The organism is Pedobacter superstes (assembly GCF_037622515.1).
Taxonomy (GTDB): Bacteria; Bacteroidota; Bacteroidia; order Sphingobacteriales; family Sphingobacteriaceae; genus Paradesertivirga; species Paradesertivirga superstes.
The window spans coordinates 266,192-287,113 of the sequence record NZ_JBBJCN010000001.1 but is presented as its reverse complement, the minus strand read 5'-3'; the positions used below and the strand labels follow the sequence as shown (position 1 = coordinate 287,113).

General features: G+C 39.0%; 11 protein-coding genes. 7 read left to right on the top strand and 4 right to left on the bottom strand.

Annotated features, from left to right (window positions below; all coding sequences use genetic code 11):
- The first annotated feature begins 78 nt into the window (after positions 1-78).
- Entirely contained in the window at positions 79-612 is a 534-nt protein-coding gene (locus tag WG906_RS01370) for a YciE/YciF ferroxidase family protein (protein WP_339990720.1), read from the top strand.
- A 204-nt stretch (positions 613-816) separates the two neighbouring features.
- Here WG906_RS01370 and WG906_RS19380 read toward each other — a convergent pair whose 3' ends face one another.
- The 3 genes from WG906_RS19380 to WG906_RS01360 form a co-directional block, all read right to left on the bottom strand.
- The gene (locus WG906_RS19380) at positions 817-969 is read right to left on the bottom strand and encodes a response regulator (RefSeq protein WP_431844455.1); all 153 of its coding nucleotides are present in this window, start codon (positions 967-969) and stop codon (positions 817-819) included.
- Between the two features lie 256 nt (positions 970-1,225).
- Entirely contained in the window at positions 1,226-3,379 is a 2,154-nt protein-coding gene (locus WG906_RS01365) for a sensor histidine kinase, YfiR-like protein-associated (RefSeq protein WP_489737890.1), read from the bottom strand.
- Positions 3,380-3,964 (bottom strand): TOL_0243 family YfiR-like periplasmic protein, encoded by a 585-nt coding sequence (locus WG906_RS01360; RefSeq protein ID WP_339990718.1) that lies wholly within the window; start codon positions 3,962-3,964, stop codon positions 3,380-3,382. It lies immediately after the preceding gene.
- Between the two features lie 189 nt (positions 3,965-4,153).
- On the opposite strand from WG906_RS01360, the gene WG906_RS01355 reads away from it, so the two are divergent.
- Positions 4,154-6,127: a TOL_0244 family TonB-dependent receptor gene (locus tag WG906_RS01355; RefSeq protein WP_339990717.1), complete on the top strand. Its 1,974-nt coding sequence runs from the start codon at positions 4,154-4,156 to the stop codon at positions 6,125-6,127.
- Between the two features lie 772 nt (positions 6,128-6,899).
- Complete coding sequence (locus WG906_RS01350) at positions 6,900-7,967, top strand: SDR family oxidoreductase (protein WP_339990716.1); 1,068 nt, start codon at positions 6,900-6,902, stop codon at positions 7,965-7,967.
- A gap of 451 nt (positions 7,968-8,418) precedes the next feature.
- Here the strand turns inward: WG906_RS01350 and WG906_RS01345 are convergent, their stop codons facing one another.
- A complete protein-coding gene (locus tag WG906_RS01345; RefSeq protein ID WP_339990715.1) occupies positions 8,419-12,402 on the bottom strand; it encodes a hybrid sensor histidine kinase/response regulator transcription factor in 3,984 nt (1,327 codons plus the stop codon).
- A 453-nt stretch (positions 12,403-12,855) separates the two neighbouring features.
- On the opposite strand from WG906_RS01345, the gene WG906_RS01340 reads away from it, so the two are divergent.
- The 4 genes from WG906_RS01340 (at position 12,856) to WG906_RS01325 (ending at position 20,918) form a co-directional block, all read left to right on the top strand.
- Entirely contained in the window at positions 12,856-15,957 is a 3,102-nt protein-coding gene (locus WG906_RS01340) for a SusC/RagA family TonB-linked outer membrane protein (RefSeq protein ID WP_339990714.1), read from the top strand.
- Between the two features lie 105 nt (positions 15,958-16,062).
- Complete coding sequence (locus WG906_RS01335) at positions 16,063-17,577, top strand: RagB/SusD family nutrient uptake outer membrane protein (RefSeq protein ID WP_339990713.1); 1,515 nt, start codon at positions 16,063-16,065, stop codon at positions 17,575-17,577.
- Between the two features lie 29 nt (positions 17,578-17,606).
- Positions 17,607-19,076 (top strand): SusF/SusE family carbohydrate-binding protein, encoded by a 1,470-nt coding sequence (locus WG906_RS01330; RefSeq protein WP_339990712.1) that lies wholly within the window; start codon positions 17,607-17,609, stop codon positions 19,074-19,076.
- Between the two features lie 63 nt (positions 19,077-19,139).
- Positions 19,140-20,918, top strand: coding sequence for an endo-dextranase (locus tag WG906_RS01325; protein ID WP_339990711.1), 1,779 nt, complete (start codon positions 19,140-19,142; stop codon positions 20,916-20,918).
- Positions 20,919-20,922: the final 4 nt, after the last annotated feature.

Below are 20,922 nucleotides of genomic sequence, written 5' to 3'. Positions count from 1 at the left end.
CACCCTACATCTACTTATAAAAGCGTCCCTTTGGGTAGGACGTACGATTATACATACTATCTAAATAATTAAATAAAAATGGCTACTAAAAAACCAAGCGGACTAACTGGTAAAATGAAAGATTCTGAGTTTCATAAATTCTTTGTAGACGAATTGAAAGATATTTACTGGGCTGAAAAGCATCTTGTAAAGGCGCTTCCTAAAATGCAGAAAGCAGCTACAAGCACAGATCTCTCAGCTGCGTTCGAAAAGCATACCCAAGAGACTCAGATGCACATTGATTCTTTGGAACAGGTATTTGCTTTAATGGAAGAGAAACCCCAGGCCAAAAAATGTGAGGCAATGGAAGGGCTTCTTGAGGAAGCAAAGAGTATAATGGAAGATACCGACAAAGGTACTATGACCAGAGACGCGGGTTTAATTCTGGCTGCTCAAAAGGTTGAACATTATGAGATAGCAACCTACGGAACCTTAAGGACTCTTGCTGAAACAATGGGTCATACTGAAGTTGCTAATCTTTTGCAGCAAACCTTAGATAACGAAAAATTGACCGATGTTGCTTTAACTAAAGTGGCCGAAGGCTTTGTCAATGAACAGGCAGCATCCGAATAAAAAAAATAGTGAATAAAAAAAATAGGAGCCGAATTCATTGGATTCGGCTTTTTTATTCGGCTTAATCCTATAGATGAGCCAACTGCTGAATGTTTATGTGTTCCCCATCTCAATGAGATCAGAGAAAGGAGTGGATGTATGACGCTCTTATGTATTTAAACATATTTGCATGCAAAAAGCTCTGACTGATACCTGACGTGGTACCTATCTTACCCTACTTGCCAATGCTTCTGATGACTTCCTTAAAGTATTTACGAGCTCGTCAAATCTTAATGGCTTTGATAAATAGTTATCCATACCTGACTGAAGACATAATTCACGATCCTCATGCATCGCATTAGCGGTAACTGCAATGATGTATGGTTGTTCGATATGTAGTTTTCTATTTCTACTGTGGCCTTAAGCCCATCCATCACCAGCATCTGCTATCCATAAATATCACCTGATAACTCTTGTTTCTCTTGCTTTAACAAGCATTACATATACCTTTTAAAGAGCTTAGTCCATCAAAATAAAGCAAAAGCAGTCGATACAGAAATCTGCAAAATTCATTAAAATAAGCGTCGCACGGAACGTAGCGATCAAACTTTATAATTGCTCATAGATGTAAATGTTATACCAGGGCTTCGAGGTAAAAATAAAAAGTAGATCCCACTCCCTCCTGGCTATCGACCTCTATTTTAGTATCGTGGTACTTTAGTATTTCTGAGACGATGTACAGACCTATCCCAAAGCCTGAAACGGTCTTAATCTTATCGTTTTCTACCCGATAAAAACGAGTAAATAGCTTAATTTGATCCCCTGGACTGATACCGACACCCTCATCGCTAACGAATATCTTTAAACGATTTCCTTCCTGAGCACAGCCCACAGTTATCGAGGTTCCGGGCTGCGAGTATTTAACACTGTTGCTAATCAGATTAATAAGAACCTGGCTGATTTTTTCTTTATCAGCATTTACTTTAAACCCTTTACAGTAGTCGACCTTAATGTCGTGAGTATTACTAAGAAAATTCGCTTCGGAAACAACATTGTCCATTAGAATACCCACATCAAATATCTCTTTTACAAGTACGAGCTTGCCTTCCTCTATGCGGGCTAAATTTAAAAAGTCCTTTATCATAGACGCCATTTTACTCGTTTGACTATCTGCTCTGGTAAGCGCATTCATACCAAAGGCATCAGTTTCTTTTTGGGCTCTGGCAAGGAGTAACTGAATATAAGATTTAATAGTAGTCAGTGGTGTTTTCAGCTCATGACTGATGATAGCAATGAAATCATTCTTTCTTAGTTCATCCTGTTTCTGCCTTGTAATATCGAGCACCGAACCGATAAATCGTATCGGCTTATCATGTGGATCAAAGAACACCCTTCCCTTGGCTTTAACCCACCTCACTCGCTTGTCTGTTTCTGCAACGGTTCGATATTCTACATCATAAATTCCGCTGGTAAGTCCCTTATCAAATGTTGCTTCTGTTTCCTTTATTATGCGTTCCCGGTCTTCTTCGTGGAGCCTTTTAACGAAATCTTTTTCATATATAACAGGCTCCTGATGGTTAATGCCGAACAATTCTCTGCATCTTTTATCCCAGAGCATCGTTCCTGCAATTAGGTCTAAATCGAAGGTTCCAAGTTCTGCAGACTGTGTAGCGAGCCTTAAATGCTCTTCATTTTCAACGATTTTTCGTTCGGTCTTCTTTTGGTGCGTAATATCTCTGGCGATTTGAGACATACCGATAACCTTTCCAACCTGATCCTTAACCGGCGATATAGTCAGGGAGATATCCACCAATTCTTTATTTTTTGTCACAAAATACGTTTCGATCGGTTCCAACTGTTCCCCCGATTTTAGCTTATCTGTAATCGCTTCAAGGTTCAGCTGTTCCCGGGGAAGAATTATAGAAACCGGCAAGCCCATCATTTCTTCACTCGTAAAGCCTAACATCCTTTCCGCAGAGCTATTCCAGCTGGTGATAAGCAGCTCGCTGGAGGTTCCGATAATTGCGTCGCCGGATGACTCAACAATAGCCGCCAATTTTGAACTCTCACGATTTACTTGTATGATTTCGTAATTCTGGTGTTCTATCCGGTTTAACATGGTATTAAACGCGTCAGTCAATGAGCCTAACTCGTCGTTACCGGTTTTAATAGCCCTGATAGAATAATCACCTTTCTCTGAAATGCTTTTTGCAGTTTGCTCCAGCGCTATAATTGGCTGTGAAATGGTTCTTTGAACGACATTTGACAATAAATAACCTACTCCAAGAGTGACTAAAATCAATATAAATGCAACGAGTATATTGAAACTGATTCTTGAATAGAGACCACCCAGGTCCGATTTTATATATAAAGTTCCCAGGTGAAGATTCCCCTGTTTCACGGATTGAAAACCTTCAATAAATTTTCCTTTGAAAAAGTAGCTGTCCTCCCTGGGTTTAACCGGTAATGCCTGATGATTTAAATTTTTTGGATATGTCGCAAAGACCTTACCATCAACATCATAAAGGCAGGCTGCTTTTATGTATTTGTCTGCCCGCAATGCTCCTAAAATCTCTGTTGCATCCTCCGAACTTTGAAAAGCTAGGGCAGCGGAGCTATTTGATGCTATAACTACAGCCAGTGTAGACACTTTCGACTTTTCGGCCTCCTTGAAGCTAAAATATTCGACCAGAATGTACAAGGCAGACATCAACAACAAGGCTACCGAACAAATCACGAGGATTATCCGAACCAACTTTCTTTTAATAGGTATATCGCGAAACACCATCTAATTCTTGCTGTAAATAGATGAGAGGCTTAATAATTTAGAGCTAATAATTAACTGGGAGGATTTCGCCTCATCTATGTTTATTTGAAGTCGTAATTTATTATCGTCTTTAAAGAAACGTACAATTCCGCCCCACTTAGCAAATTCCGCTCCATCGCTGACCGTTAGGATTCCACGACGATTTAAGGCGGGAATAGCACCTTTGATTCGTGTGGCTTCATAAGCTGAGATAAAGAGGATGTGACAGTGTTTAATCTCTTTAACAGTTCGATACCGCTGAACCACTATTGCCCGATCACCCAATTTTTCTCCTTTAACTATTTCATCGATATAACTTTTGAAACTTTCATCACCAAGTATTCCAATAATGAATGGAGAGCTTGATGTGCTGAAATAGTCTGGTGGCCAATCCACGAAACGTGTAAAATTGTAGATAAAAGCAGCTTTAAGCTGGTCTTCGCTTGCCGGGCTCCGTTGTGCACTGATGAAGGTGGCCCCCAGAACAAACATGCAGACGAGGGAGAATTTTATCCATAAATACGAAATTTTTAAGCTTTTTATCAACACTTCCCCTTTTAAACTCAAACTTGTCTTATTTAATTTAAGGTATTTATTACCTTGTTTTTCAATATTATGCAGGTCACCAAATTTATCAAAAATTTACATGTAAATAGATTTTTCTATGATTAGGATAATAATTTCACATTTAGCACCTTTGCTATCCGCCACCTGTGTTTAGTTGGTCTTATGTGATAGCTTCAAATTAATTGTTCAATGACCATAACAACCGGACCTACATTTGTATCAGTCATGGCCTTCCAAAAAAGGTTTACTTTCACTTTTCTTCTTTTCACTACTGTTATAGGTTATTCGCCGAAAATTTTGGCTCAAACCGACCGCCTTCCTACTGCTGAACTGAAGGATTTGAGCCTGGAAGAGCTGTTGAACACTGAAGTTACCTCTGTATCAAAACGTGCGGAAAAGTTAACTGAAGTAGCTTCCGCCATACAGGTGATTACTCAAAGTGACATTCATAATTCTGGTGTTAAAACACTTCCTGAAGCATTAAGATTGGCTTCTAACCTGCACGTAGCACAAGTTAACGCTGAAGAGTGGGCAATTAGTGCCAGAGGTTTTAACAATGTACTTGCAAATAAGCTCCTGGTATTAATTGATGGCCGTATTATTTACACTCCCCTGTATGCTGGTGTATTTTGGGATATACAAAACCTGGTGTTGGAAGATGTTGAGCGGATAGAGGTAATAAGCGGCCCGGGAGGCACGCAATGGGGTGCAAATGCAGTAAACGGCGTTATAAATATCACCACCAAAAGTAGCGAAGCAACGCAGGGGCTGTTTGCTGAAGGAGCTGTGGGTACTGCCATGCGAGGGTTAGGAAGCCTGCGATATGGAGGTAAGTTAGCCGAAAACTTAACATATAAAATTTATGGCACCGGATTTCGGATTGGAAGTACTATTGACACGATAGGCACTAACGCAAACGATAGGTGGTGGACTCTTCAGGGTGGGATGCGATTGGATTGGAACAAATCGGGAAAAGACAACTTTACACTTCAACAAAATCTCTTTAAAGCAACACCAGATCCTGAGGGAGTCGATGGGGGCGCGATTGCGACCGGAAACAATATTTTATTTCGCTGGAATCACCAAGTGTCAGAACGATTCGATTTTGCAATTCAAGCTTATTGGGACAAAACTATTCGTGATAACGCATCCCGTTTCAAAGAAGAGTTGAATACCTCCGATATCGAGATAGACGGACGCTATCAGCTGGGCGCCCGGCATGCATTGTCATTCGGTTCCGGAGCGCGTCTAATGGATCATTATGTCAATAATGTCGGAAACTTCAAGTTTCTCCCGGGAAGCAAGAACCTGTATATCTTCAATGTTTTTCTGCAGGACGAAATCCTCCTGATAAAAGAACGTTTGCGACTGACTCTCGGTTCAAAAATTGAACATCATACATATACAGGCTTTCAACATCAACCCAATGGCAGACTAACATGGACGGCTGCGAGCAATCACACAGTATGGGCAGCGATTTCCCGGGCGGTGAGAACACCGTCCCGACTGGACCGGGACATAAGTTTGTTTTTAGACCCTTCTACCGTCTTTTTCATAGGAAACAAAAATTTTAAGGCAGAAACCCTCCTTGCGTATGAACTAGGATGGCGGCTTCAGCCGATCAGGAATATTTCACTTGCCGTCTCCACATTTTATAATATTTACGATAATATCAGAACTGCAGAACCGCCCACACCACCAGCCATTTTCCCAATAGTAACTCTAGGCAATGGTGTAAAGGGTAACACGTATGGCTTAGAAATAGCTAGTGATTATATTGTCTCTCCCAAGTGGAGCATTAAAGGGGGGTACTCATTTTTCAAAAGAGAGCTTTCTTTGAAACCCGACAGCAAAGACCTAAACCGCGCTTCGGCGGAAAGCAACGACCCGAGACACCGTTTCCTGATACAATCAAACCTTAAGCTTGCCAAAGGCTTCGAATTGGGGTCAGTGATGCGGTATGTTGGAAAATTAACTACCCCTCCTGTTACGGATTACGCGGAGCTTGATCTAAGACTAGGATGCCATCTAACCAGGATGTTGGAACTGAGCATAGTAGGGCAAAATCTGTTGGATAATCGTCATCTTGAATTTATTCCTGCCAGCCCTTCTGCACGAGAAATGGAGCGGAGCGTCTACGGAAAGCTTTCATTCAGATATTAGGCTAAGCTTAAGTCTGCAAAAAAGGCCCTAATATTTACCATCTACCGATCAAAGGAGCCTCCTTTTCAGAGGCTCTTTTTGTTGCTATAAACATTATACTTTAGATCTCCGGTCTTTTGAAAATGAAGCATTTTGATATTGAGTTCAAAAAGCTTATGGCTTTATTTATTTCGGGGCATGCTGTACCTGACAGGATTAATCACCAAAGTCTTTCTCAAGTATGAGATTTGCCTGTATATTCAATACATCAGTTAAGAATCGGTCAGCAACGCTATTTACTAAATGGTCGGAATATAATTCTATAAAAACAATGCACTTTGTTCGTTATGTTACTATCTAATGAAAATTAGTGGTGGATTCAGTACCAGCAGATATGGAAGGCCGCCCCATTTGCCTTTATTAACGAAAGGGCTTATAACCCAGATAACCTTCCCCTCATTGAGGTAGTTTAACACCCTTTTTAAAGACAATCAGAACAAACGCTCCTGTTAAATACAAAACTTAGTGGTTTTGCATAATCCACTGATGCCCGATCATCTAACCCGTTTCGGGGCCACCGCTTTTTATGTCGTCAATGGGGGCTATAACTAGATTTTAGTTAATGGGTTAAGGATGCTTCAGCTCAAAAAAACTAATGCCGCATTACTCTCAGGAAACATTAAGATCTGAGAGTGTTTAGCTGGGTTTTCTTTGCCTTTTATCCCATTATAGCTTTTTTGCTTATTCTTTTAATTAATGAAACAAAATGAATTCTAAAACGCTGAGTTAGAATATGGAAAAGATAGCATTAGTGGTTGGTGCCAGCGGCATCACCGGGAGCAATTTAGCCGAAAAGCTAATTTCTCAAGGATGGATGACCTATGGACTCGCCCGTAATCCAAAAACTGAGATTCAAGGACTGTTGCCTATTACCGCCGATCTTTTAAGCCTGGAAATATTAAACGAAGCATTAATAGATATAGCCCCAACGCATGTTTTTATTACGAGTTGGATGCGTAACGAAACCGAAGCGGAGAACATTAGGGTAAACAGCCTGATGGTGCGTAACCTTTTGAATGCTTTGTCCTCTAAAAAGTCTGTGCAACATGTAGCTCTTGTTACCGGACTCAAGCATTATTTGGGTCCTTTTGAAGCTTATGCAAAGGCGGGCACCCTGCCTGTCACCCCAGTCCGTGAGGAGCATCCCCGCCTGGCCATTGAGAACTTTTACTATGCACAGGAAGATGAGGTATATGCAGCAGCGGAACGGGATGGATTCACATGGAGTATCCATCGTCCGCATACCGTAATCGGCAAGGCCGTAGGCAACATGATGAATATGGGTACTACGCTTGCTGTTTACGCTACAATTTGTAAAGAATCGGGCCGGCCATTTCGATTCCCTGGGTCGGCTGCTCAATGGAATGGTTTGTCTGATGTAACTGACGCACGTATACTTGCTGAACACCTAATATGGGCGTCAACTTCCGATATTGCGGCTAACCAAGCCTTCAATATCACTAATGGAGAGCTGTTCCGCTGGAACTGGCTATGGTTTAAACTGGCAGATTGGTTTCACATTGAAGCCCTTGGCTTTGATGGTTCTATTCATTCGCTGGAAGCTGAACTAGCAAATGACGCTCCACTCTGGAAAGAGATAGCTAATAAATACCATTTGCAAGAATTTGATCTTAACCGCTTAGCATCAGCTTGGCATACAGATTTGGATTTGGGACGGCCGATAGAAGTAATGACCGATATGTCGAAGAGCAGAAAATTAGGCTTTACTCTTTATCAGGATACCCGAGAGTCATTTTTTGATTTATTTGAAAAGCTAAGAGCAGAAAAATTGATTCCATAATTGAAAATCTTGGAACCTCATATTTAATTACTGCTATATATATATATATCGAATGATAGGTTTAAATCAGGACTTAGTGTTTATTTTACCACCTAGTATAATTACATCCCAAGTTTGTTCAGGCTTTTAAATTAATGACGGATAAGTTTTCCATTTGTTTTGCGATTTCGTGCGAGCCAAAACCGTACAATTTATAGCCATTAAATAAGGGAATCATGGAAAAAGAAAGAAGGACCTTCACATCTGAAGATCGACTCGTAATTATTCAAGAAGGGGACGAGAGGGCTCTACCGCTAGCTGCCGGAAGTATAATTTAGCACCCTCAGTATGGAGGGTAAGCCCATTACATTTTACTCGCCTTAAATCGTTGTTAGAAATCCGACTTCGGAGGATTTTATTAGGAAATATCTTTTATCATCTTATTCTTGCCCTGAGCAACGGTGATTAAATTTTAATCCTGATCCTTTTTTAAACTCGTTATATAATTTGAGGGACTGACACCAAACTGCTTTTGAAAATCACGGGAAAAATTTGTGGGCATACTGTACCCAACCATATTTGCAACTTCATTTATTTTATATTCGCCTTCAGCGAGCAATTCGGCTGCTTTTTTTAATCTGGAAAGGTTGATCAGTTCGTTGGGTGTAAGATTGGATAAGCCCTTAATCTTTCTGTATAAAGTCGGTCTGCTCATATTCATCATACTTGATAATTGGTCAACATCTAAATCCATATCAGTAATGTGTGCATAAATGACTGAGTTTAATTTCTCTAAAAAATCTTTATCTGCTTTTGAATAAGCAATACCTTTAATATGACTTAAGGGTGAGCGGGCAAAATATTCCTTAATGATATTTCTGTTAATAAGCAGGTTGTTGATCTGAGCTAAAAGGTATTCAAAAGAAAATGGTTTTTCTATATAAGCATCAGCACCTACTTCTAATCCTTCGATCTTTGAATTAATAGAGTTTTTAGCGGTAAGTAAAATGATTGGAATATGATTAAACTGAAAATCATTCTTCATTTTTTTACAAAGCTCTATTCCATCCATAACAGGCATCATGATATCACTGATTACTAACTGAATATGGTCGTTTAAAAGAATGTCTAAAGCTTCCTGTCCGTTGTACGCTTTTTTAATATTGTAATTAATTGAAAGTTCCTTTTGCAGGTAATTAAGAATTTCTTTATTGTCTTCAACAATTAAAATAGCCGGCTTTGATGTCTGTATGTTTTTTTCAGAATCATCAGCTTCCTCCGTTTTATTTTCATTGGGTTCATTGACACTGTAATCTGGCAGATTTATTTCATTATCCTGATGAATAGGAATAGAAAGCAGAAAAACGTTTATATCGTCTCCCGCTCTTTTAAGTTCAAGTGAGCCTTTATGGAGTTCTGTAAGCGAGCGGGATAAAGGGAGGCCGATGCCTGTTCCGGCTTCTTTCGAGCTTTGCTCGAGGCGGAAGAATGGTTCAAAAATCTTTTCTTTATATTCATCCGGAATTATATGTCCATCATTCCTGAATTCTATATTAAAGGCTATGTCGTCACTATTAAAGGGTAGTAATTTTACCAGAACTTTTTCATTGGCATACTTAATAGCGTTATTTATTAGATTGCTTATAATTTTTTTAAGAGCCTCCTGATCAACAAAAGCCTGCAGTGCAATTCGAGGTAGTTCTAATTTATAATTTAGGTTTTTTTGTTCGGCAGCTGGTTTAAAGGTAAAAAAGACATCATTTAATAGTTCGTTGATGTCAGTATTCGAAAAATTCAGACTGAACTTATTCGCCTCAGCTTTTCTGAAATCGAGTAATTGATTGGTTAGATCAATAAGCCTGTTGGTATTCTTTTTCATCATGTTCAAACTTTCATTAGTTTCCGGATCATCTGATTGCTTTGAAATTAATTTATCAAGAGGCATTTTAATTAAGGTTAGAGGAGTTCTGATTTCATGCGCGACATTGGTAAAGAACTCGATCTTGGCATTATATATCTCACGTTCTTTATTAATTTCTATAATTTCTATCTTTCGTTTACTTTTTTCAAACAGTGCGAGCCGGTAATACCAAAATATGATTGAAATAATGGAAATAACAATTATAAAGTACAATAAATAGGCCCAGTTTGTAGCCCAATAAGGGGGAGTGATTTTAATTTCCAGGCTTGTTTCTTTTTGATTCCAGATACCTTCGTTATTCGATCCTTTGATTTTTAAAACATAATCTCCTGGAGGTAAGTTTGTATAGAAAATTTTTCTGTAATCTTTTAAAGCTATCCAGTTCTTATCAATTCCTTCCATCTTATACAGATAGTTATTCATTTCAGGAATTACATAGCTTAAAGCAGCAACATCAAGGCTGATATTTGATTTATCATAAGGAAGGGTAAGGCTTTTTGAATACATTAGGGCCTGTTTTAATAAGGCGCCTTTTTTATTTATTTCGACATCTTCATTGTTTACTTTAATTCCGGTAATATAAACCGGGGGAATAAAGTTGTTTCTAATAAACTGGGACGGTTTAAAGCTGATCAACCCTCTGACTGTACCAAAAAATATGGTGCCGTCATCATTTTTGAACGAAGAGTTGTAATTAAATTGCTCGGTTGGCAGGCCATGGCTGGTGTGATAATTATTGAACGTTAAAGTCTTTGGGTTAAAATGACTTAAACCTTTTGATGTGGAGATCCAAAATGAACCGTTGCTGTCCTCAATAATTCTAAAAATCTGGTTGTCGGGCAAACCGTCTTCAAATGTATAATTTGTTATTTTTCCGGTAGAAGGTGTTAATCTGGAAAGACCACCTTCCGTGCAAAGCCAAAAATTCTTTCTCCTATCCTGATAAAGGTTGTTTATGTAATTATTAATCAGGGTATTTGGTTTTCCCTGGATATATTCAATCTTTCCTTTTTTATTTGATTTAAAGTTTTGGTAATATAAGCCCCCGCCATATGTTCCTACCCATAAAGTTCCTTCATCATCTTCAACTATGGTTTGTATATGCCCGTTAAAATAGGGTAAAGGCGAAAATGTGTCATCCTTCCGGTTGTATTTAAATAATCCGTTCCAGGTTCCTACCAGGATTTCAGACTGCCTGGTTTTGTATAAGGTTATGATAAAATCGCTGGTAAAAGAGTTGGGTCCGGCGTTATAGTGCCTGATAACTTTATTGGTTTTTAAATCCAATACATCAAGGCCATGTTCATAGGTGCCTATCCATAATTTATCTCCGTCTGCTACAAGTCCGTGGATATTATGATAAGATATGCTTCCCTTTTTGTTGTCGGGCATGAAATGTTTAATATGCCCCGTTTTAGGATCCATCTGATTTAAACCCGCATCTTCCGTACCTATCCACAGTTTTCCATACTGATCTTTGCAGAGTTCATGAACCAGGTTGCCGCTTATGCTGTTTTTTCCAGGTTCGGGAAAGTATTTGCGGAAGTTATTGAAATGTTTAGAGTAATAATTTATACCACCAAAATATGTCGCGATCCATATTCCTCCTTCAATATCTTTATAAATTGATGAGATGATGTTATCGTTTATTGAATAAGGGTTACTTATTTCTTTTGAAACAACGGTGGTTTTTAAGGTTTTTGAATTCGTTATGATTAATCCAGCTTCTGTTCCCAACCAAAAGTTAGAATCCGATTCCTTTAATATAGTATGAACGTGCACCGTTTTTATTGGAGAGTTCTTTTCAAACAGGTTGTCTATCCGGAGTGATTTGGTGTTTAATAAGAGTGCATGTTTTATGGTTCCAAGGATCAAAGATGTATCACCTATTGAATGCATTGCATTAATTAATGTCAGATCCTTCTTGAAAAGACCTACAATGTCATATGTGTCGAATGTGTTTCTTATGCTATTAAACCTTTTTACAAAACCGTTAACTGTTGCCACCCATATAGTTCCTTTTTCTGATATATGAAGTGCTATGCTTGGATTGTTGTTGAAATTGTGTTGTCTTAGTTTATGGGTGTTTAAATTGTACTGGTAAAGTATTTGATTTGATATTATCCAGACATTGTGTTTTTTGTCGCCCTGCACATACCGCACCTCTGCCGCAGGAATGAGTTTAAAGGAGGTGAATTTTTCTTCCCTTGCATCATAAATATAAATCCCTTTATATGTTCCTACCCATAAAGTCTCTTTTTCATCTTCATATAAGCTTAAAATAGAATTACTGCCAATACTGGAACTATCTGAAAGTTTATTTTTAAAAACTTTAAAAGAGTTGCCATCAAACCGGTTTAATCCGTTTCGGGTGCCAAACCACATAAAACCTTTTTTGTCCTGAGTAATGGCTGTGATTGTATTGCTCGATAATCCGTTGGATACCTGGTAATTTTTAAAATAATAGTTGGATGATTGCGAAAAGCAGGGTTTAGCAAATAAGAGAAGGATGAATATGTGATAGAATAATTTCAAATCTGCTTTACAGAATTTATAATGGTTGGTAATAAAGATATTATCTCTCAGGGAGCATTACAATTTAATTTTAAGAATCGAGACAATTTGATTTTAAATTGATTTATCGTGATTGTTTTATTTCTTGAGGTCGTAAATCTCTCTTACAAAACCATAATTAGGAGCATTTTAAATTGATACATTTTGAATGTTTATTGATAATGACTGATTACCATGTGTGAATTCAAAAGCTCATTTTCGTATAGTAATTGTTAGATAAACTCCTGTCCTAAATAATCAGGGCAAGAGTGCTAATTACACAACCAACCCATTTAAACTAAAAAAAATATGAAGATTAATTACTCATTCAATTCTGGCTAATCCTGTCTGTTAATACTATTAGTATTAACATAAATCCTGACAGGCTTTTCTCTGAAACTATATAAACCTCTTTAATCAATAGAAATTATAATCATGAAATTTTGTACGCTACAAAATAGTAAATGGCTGAGCGGTGGCAGACTTACCATCAATCAGGTTCTTATAGCAGTGATGTTACCATCACTTGCCTTTTCAAATTCAGATATAAAAATTAAACCAATAACAGTTAAAACTATTGGTGTAAACTCGAAAAATTCGCAGGCTTTTTCTGTTAAGGGGAAAGTAACTGACGAAAAGGGGGCTGGCTTACCTGGTGTTTCTGTAATAGAGAAGGGCACATCTAATGGAGTAATTACAGATATCAACGGAAGTTTTTCCATTACTGTAGCCAATGAACAGGCAGTACTTATGTTTTCTTTTGTCGGGTTTGAAAAACTTGAACTAAACGTTGGGGGAAGATCAACTATTGCGGTTGCCTTGAAGGAAGACTCGAAATTATTAAACGAAGTGGTGGTAATAGGTTACGGTACCCAAAAGAGAAGTGATTTGACCGGATCTATATCTTCAGTTAATATGAAGGATGTAAAGTCTCTTCCGGTTTCTGATGCCGGCCAGGCATTGCAGGGAAGAGCCGCGGGAGTTCAGGTTATTTCGTCGGGTGCGCCCGGCAGTAACGTAACCATACGGGTTAGAGGGGTAGGAACTATAAATAACAGCGACCCTTTGATTGTTATTGATGGGGTGCCTTCGAATGTTCCTCTGAATACAATAAGCACGGATGATATTGCTACCATGGACATATTAAAGGATGCTTCGGCTTCGGCAATATACGGTGCCAGAGGGGCAAACGGGGTAATTCTTATTACAACTAAAAAGGGTGTAGCCGGTAGAAGTCATCTTGACTTTAAAGCGATGAGCGGCATACGTTCTGCAACCAATACCGTAGAAATGCTTAATGCTTCTCAGTTTGCAGCGCTTCATAATGATATGATGGCGGCAAATGGACAGAGTTTGAATCCCGCATACGCAGACCCTGCTTCATTTTCTACTAGTACGGACTGGCTTAATGAGTTATTGCAGGTAACACCAACTAATTCTTTTTCACTGTCATATTCGGGAGGTACAGAAAAATCCACTTATTACGTATCGGGAACCCTGTTAGATGAAGCCGGAATTGCGATTAATAACAAATACAAAAGGTTTGCAATACAGGTAAATGCTGATTCAAAAGTATTCGACTGGTTAAAATTTAGTAACAACCTTACTTTAAGCCACGACAGAAAATCAAGCGGTTCTATTAATATACGGAATGCTATGGCTGCGCTGCCTGTACAGCCGATTTACAATGCAGATGGTACATGGTCAGGTCCAGAAGGGCAAAGCAGCTGGTATGGAGATGTCCGAAATCCCATAGGAGAGGCAACGATTAATGATAATAAAACGCTGGGCTATAATGTGTTGGGTAATTTAAGCGGAGAGGTAACTATTATCCCGGAGTTAAAGTTCAAATCAACATTTGGTCTTCAGGCGTCTTTCTGGGACAGCAGAGGCTGGTCACCAAAATATAATTGGAGGCCTATAAGTCAGCCATTCAGTACATTGAATTCATCTTTCAATAAGAATCTGACCTATTTATGGGATAATACGGTAACCTATGATTCTTTTTTCAATGAGGATCACCATTTAACAGTGTTAGCCGGAACAAGCGCACAGGATAACAGATTTGATTTTGTAAGCGCATCCAAAGCAAATTTTATCAGTGACGGAGCGCAACAGCTTAATAACGGAACTATGCTGCCCACAGCGAGTGGAAATGCAAGCGACTGGGCTTTGTTCTCTCTGTTAGCCAGGGCCAATTACGGATACAAGGATAAGTATTTGGTAACAACAACAGTCAGACGCGATGCCAGCAGCCGTTTTGGTTCAAGCTACCGCTGGGGAACATTCCCTTCTGCTTCGGTAAAATGGCGTATTTCTAACGAAAGCTTTTTCAAGAAGGGCAATTTCGTACAGGATCTGGCATTTCGTGCCGGATACGGAGTTACTGGTAACCAGAACATAGGCAATTATGCATATGCCTCAATTTTGTCAACTAATCAATATGTATTTAATGGAACAATAGTTAATTCGGTTGTGCCATTGGTATTGCCAAACGGCAATGTACATTGGGAAGAAGTTGCCCAGTCTAATATAGCGCTTGATGCATCCTTACTGCATGGCCGTATGAATGTTACTGCAGAAGCCTACATTAAGAATACAAATGATATGCTTGTGCCGATGGCCGTACCTGCTTTGACAGGTTATTCGGATCAGATTGTACCAAGTATAAATGCCGGAAAAGTTAGTAACAAAGGGATTGAGCTCTCCATAAGCTCTCAAAACATAAAATCGAAATCTTTTGACTGGAGTACAAACTTTAATGTCTCATACAACCAGAACAAGGTGGTAAGTTTGAATGGAGATGTGCCTATTTATGGTGGAAATCTTGCCAGCCAGAATACCAATGTTCAAAAGAACGGATATCCTGTTAACTCTTTTTACGGTGTAATAGCAAGCGGAATTTTCCAAAATCAGGAAGAAGTGAACAATTACGCTAAACAGCAGCAAGGAGATGATTTGTACAACAGTACTGCTCCCGGCGATTTGAAATTCCTCGATATTAATAATGACGGGCAGATCAATGATGCAGACCGTACATTCATTGGCGATCCTAACCCCCGCTTTACTTTTGCGTTGAATAACTCAGTAAACTGGAAGAACCTGGATTTTAGTGTGTTTTTACAAGGTGTTGAAGGTAACGACATCTTAAACGGAAACCGCATATACCAGGAGGGCATGGCCGTTGCTCAAAATCAGACAACTGCTGTGTTAAATCGCTGGACCGGACCAAATACAAGCAACACAGTTCCCCGCGCAGTTTTTAATGACCCTAATAAAAATACCCGGCCTTCTACGCGCTTTATTGAAGACGGATCCTATTTAAGGCTTAAAAATGTAACATTAGGTTATACTCTGCCTAAAAGCCTGATTAAACATGCTAAAATGAGCACAGCAAGGCTTTATGTCTCAGGTCAGAACTTACTGACTTTCACAAAATATACCGGATTCGATCCGGAAGTTTCATCAAACGGAATTGATATGAGCTTATATCCTATTACCAGGATTGTAAGTGCTGGAATTAATATAGGCTTTTAATCAAAAGAAATTAAGAAAATGAAACCATCATGAGCATACCGCTCACAAACCGAGATGAATATGCTCATGATAGCTTCATAACCATTAAAAAAAAATTATATTCAAATGAAAATATTCGCAAAATATACAGCCGCGATAGTGCTAATGATCAGTTTCGCTGGCTGTGAGAAGTATCTGGATCGGGTTCCTCTTGATAGTATTAACCCTCAAACATTTTTCAAAACCGAAGACGATGCATTCGCCGCTATAAATGGTGCTTACCAGCCATTACAATGGCCGAAGCTTTATAACTTTCAGATTTGGGGAACTGATATTTGGGCCGGAAACAGTATAGTTGGAGCGGGCGGCGCTAATGACGGTATTGCAACGCAAGACGTCTCAAACTTTTTAACCACAACAGCGAATGAAGCAGCCATAGATTTATGGAGAGGGCCTTTTCCGGGAATTCTTCGTTGTAATGTGATATTACGAGAGGTTCCTAATATGGCAATTTCTCAAGGAATCAAAGACAGAATTATTGGAGAAGCGAAATTTTTAAGAGCCAACTATTATTTCATTCTGGTTAGAGCATTTGGTGACGTTCCATTGTATACTGAGGCTCCTTCAGCTCCCGATGATTCTTTTTTATATCCTGTAAGAACTTCTAAAGAAAAGGTTTATGAAACGATTGTTCATGATCTTACCGATGCCTTTGCAATGCTGCCTCAAAAAGAATCCTACAGCGGAAGTGATATTGGAAGAGCTTCAAAAGGTTCTGCTGCGGGTCTGCTGGCCAAGGTATACCTTACTCTGGGTAATTATCAGAAAACAGTTGAGCTGTGCGAGCAGGTAACTTCTCTTGGATATACCTTATTGCCTGATTACAGTGATAATTTTAATCCATTAAAGAAGAACGGAGCAGAATCGCTATTTGAAGTGCAATATTATGGGAAGGCAAGTGACGTGGATTTCTTTGGGAATAACGACAACATGGCTTCATGGGTTAGCACATTTACGGGTCCAAGAAACTCTGATTTTGTAGCAGGTTCTTATGGATGGAATCAGCCTACTCAGGAATTTGTGAGTCAGTATGAATCTGGGGATTTAAGAAAGGACAAAACCATTCTTTATGAAGGAGCTCCTGCTTTTGATGGCAAAACTTACAAGAAGTCTTTTTCAAATACAGGATTTAATCTCCGGAAGTTCCTCGTCCCAAAATCAATTTCTCCCGATTATAACACAAGCCCTGCTAATTTTCCTGTACTGCGCTATTCGGATGTTTTATTAATGCATGCAGAAGCGTTAAACGAACTTGGCAGAACACCGGAAGCTCAGGCTCCGGCTACCGGCATCAATAATGGCGGACCGTTGAATCGTGTACGTTTGAGGGCTGGTCTAGGAAATATCACCGGCTTAAATCAAAGTGCCCTGAGAGACAGAATTCGTAAAGAGCGTCGCTTAGAACTGGCTTTTGAAGGTCATCGTTGGTTTGATATTATCAGATATGATAACGGACAATATTTCGTCTCGTTTTTACACTCAATCGGAAGAACAAACGCAAGTACTAAACATATGCTATTACCAATTCCCCAGAAGGAAATGGATGCTAACAAGAACCTGGTTCAAAATCCTGGATATTAATCACGTATTAACTAACATATAATACAGATATGAAACGAATTTTAACAATGCACAATAAGGGCTGGTTTTCAGTTATACTTTTGCTGGTAACGACTGTCTTTGCCTCATCATGTAAAAAAGATATTTATGAGGAGTTTGACCAAAGTGTAAATAAACCCCTGGAATTAACTGCAAGTAATGAATCGCTGATACTAAATGAAGCTGAGTTTGCAAAAGATATTTTCACACTTAGCTGGACAAGCGGATCGAATTATGGCACCAATGCATCAATCTCTTATAAGCTTTATATCGACAAACAGGGCAATAACTTTATAAATGCTAAGATTGAAGATCTCGGGAAAACCATTTTTCAGAAAAAGTATAATGTAAGAGAGCTTAATACCATTTTATCAGATTTAAATTTAACTCCTGGTGTTGAAGCTACAGTAGAGGCAAAAATAGTTTCTCATGTATCAGGAACAACACTAAGGGATTCAACAACCACTACTTTTAAAGTAACTCCATACAAGCCTGTTTCTACCACATTATATCTGCTTGGTGATGCCGCTCCAAACGGTTGGAGCGCCGATAATGCAACCGGGCTTATTTTAAATAATGCAATTCCGGGAAGATTTACTTATGAAGGAAAATTAAATGCAGGAGAGTTTAAGTTTATTACCACTAAGGGATCTTTTTCGCCTTCTTATAATAAGGGTGCAACGGGTGCCCAATTGGTACTGCGCACTTCTGATAGCCAGCCGGATAATAAATTTAACATAACTACCCCAGGCCGGTACGTAATCTCTGTAAATCTTCTTGACCTGACTATTTCTGTTGCCGAAGGAAGTGCCCCGCCATATGATAAGCTATGGGTTGTTGGGGATGCTACACCAAACGGATGGAATATCGATAATCCCAACCAAATGCGTGTTGACCGGTCAAACCCTTTTGTTTTCACCTATAACGAGTTACTAAAAGCAGGCGAATTCAAGATTCCAACAGCGAAGGGTAATTGGGGAACTGATTTTTATATGCCGCTGACAAATAATCCGGCAATAACTTCTACAGGAGTTCAATTAACTCCGGGAGGCAGTCCTGACAATAAATGGAAAATTACTACTGCGGGAGCATATAAGATCCGGCTGAATCTGGAAACAATGAAAATTGATATTAAGCCCTTTACAGCACCAGCACAGCTTTATTTAGTGGGTGATGCAAGTCCTGCGGGCTGGGATATTAATAACCCGACACTTCTGGTAAAAGATGCCGGCAACGCAAACATCTTTACTTATACCGGAGCATTAAAAGCCGGAGAATTTAAGATGCCGGTTGCCAAAGGTGATTGGGGCGGAGATTTCTACATGCCGGTAATTGAAAATGAAGGAACGGAAAGCACAGAGATCAAGTTTGTTCCCGGAGGTAGTCCTGATAAAAAATGGAAAATTACTGCTGCGCAAGCTGGCAGTTATAAGATCACTGTTGATGTATTGCGTGAAACTATCAAGTTCGAAAAGCAATAGATTTTGGTAAAATAATATAACCGGTTACCCCATTGGTGACCGGTTTTACACAAATTTTTTTATATGAAGTTTAGAACTCTTTATTTACTGGTGATATTGGGCGTTTGCATAAGTTGTAAAAAAGGGAAAGATAATTCCGGTTCAACAACTTCACCAGATGCGCCGGTCAACCAGGCGACTCCCTCTTTTAATAATCTAAGCATTTCTACAGATAAGGCTGCTTATTCGCCCGGCGATGATGTCACATTTACAATAGATAATTCAGCGCTTCCCGGAAGTGCTAAAGTGCGTTATAAGTATCTGAATACTATCCTTTCAGATGCTCCTATAACAAATGCTACATGGAAATGGAAGGCTCCCGCTACCGATTACAGAGGTTATATAGCAGAGGTGTATGCAATAAATAATAATACAGAAACTATTTATGCTGTTATCGCAGTGGATGTATCTTCCGACTGGAAGAAGTTTCCGAGATATGGCTTTCTTTCGAAATTTCCCCAGCTGGCTGATGCTGAAGTTAACGGGATAATTAATAATCTTAACAGGTATCATATCAACGGATTACAGTTTTACGACTGGCATAATAAGCATCACAAACCACTTCCTATGAATGGTTCAATACCGGAGAGTTCATGGAAAGATGTTTTTAACCGTGATATTTATTTAAGCACAGTAGAAAAATACATCAACAGTGCTCATGGCCGAAACATGAAGGCTATGTTTTATAACCTCATTTATGGCGCCTGGGATGATGGCGAGGCGGATGGAGTTGCAAAAGAATGGTATGTATATAATGATGCTAATCATGGGAGTAAAGATTTCCATCCTCTGCCTTCACCTCCTTTTTTGAGTAATATCTATTTATTGGATCCGTCAAATACATCCTGGCAGCAATATCTTAAGAACGAGAACAAGAAGGTGTATCAACATCTTGCTTTCGATGGTTTTCACATGGATCAGTTAGGTGGACGGGGCACTAAGTATAAATACAATGGTTCAGTTTTAAATTTAGCGGATACATATAAACCCTTTATTGATGCAATCAGGGCAGATGAACCCAATAAGGATATTGTTATGAATGCTGTCTCACAATATGGCCAAACGGGTATTGCTCAATCTGCCGCTGATTTTTTATACACCGAAGTTTGGGATCCATATAATAGTTATACAGATCTGGTCAATATTATAAAAGCGAACAACACGTACAGTAACAATACAAAAAACACAGTTTTAGCGGCTTATATGAATTATGATCTTGCTAACAACAAGGGGGTCTTTAATACAGCCTCGGTAGTTATGACAAATGCTGTGATTTTTGCTTTTGGCGGTTCACACCTTGAAATGGGAGAGCATATGTTAGGCAAGGAATATTTTCCAAATGATAACCTGGAAATGAAAGAAGACCTTAAAAAAGCGATGGTTTCTTATTATGATTTTCTGGTTGCTTATCAAAACTTACTGAGAGACGGAGGGACATTTAACACGGTAAGTCTTACATCAATTGATGGTAAAGTAAATCCGAGCCCATGGCCAAATATTCAGGGAGCTGTTTCGGTGGTAGCCAAAAAAGTTGGGTCATCCCAGGTAATACATTTAATCAATTTTAAAAATTCTAAAACGACCAATTGGAGAGATAATACAGGTATTCAGCCAGCACCAATACAAATAAAGGATGCAAAACTGGCGCTTAACAGCACAGCTCCTGTTAAGAAAGTTTGGGTAGCATCCCCCGATAATATCGGGGGAGCTTCAAGATCGGTAAACTTTACCCAAAGTGGCGATAAAGTAAGTTTCACCTTGCCCGAACTGCAGTATTGGAGTATGATAGTTGTCGAATATTAAAACA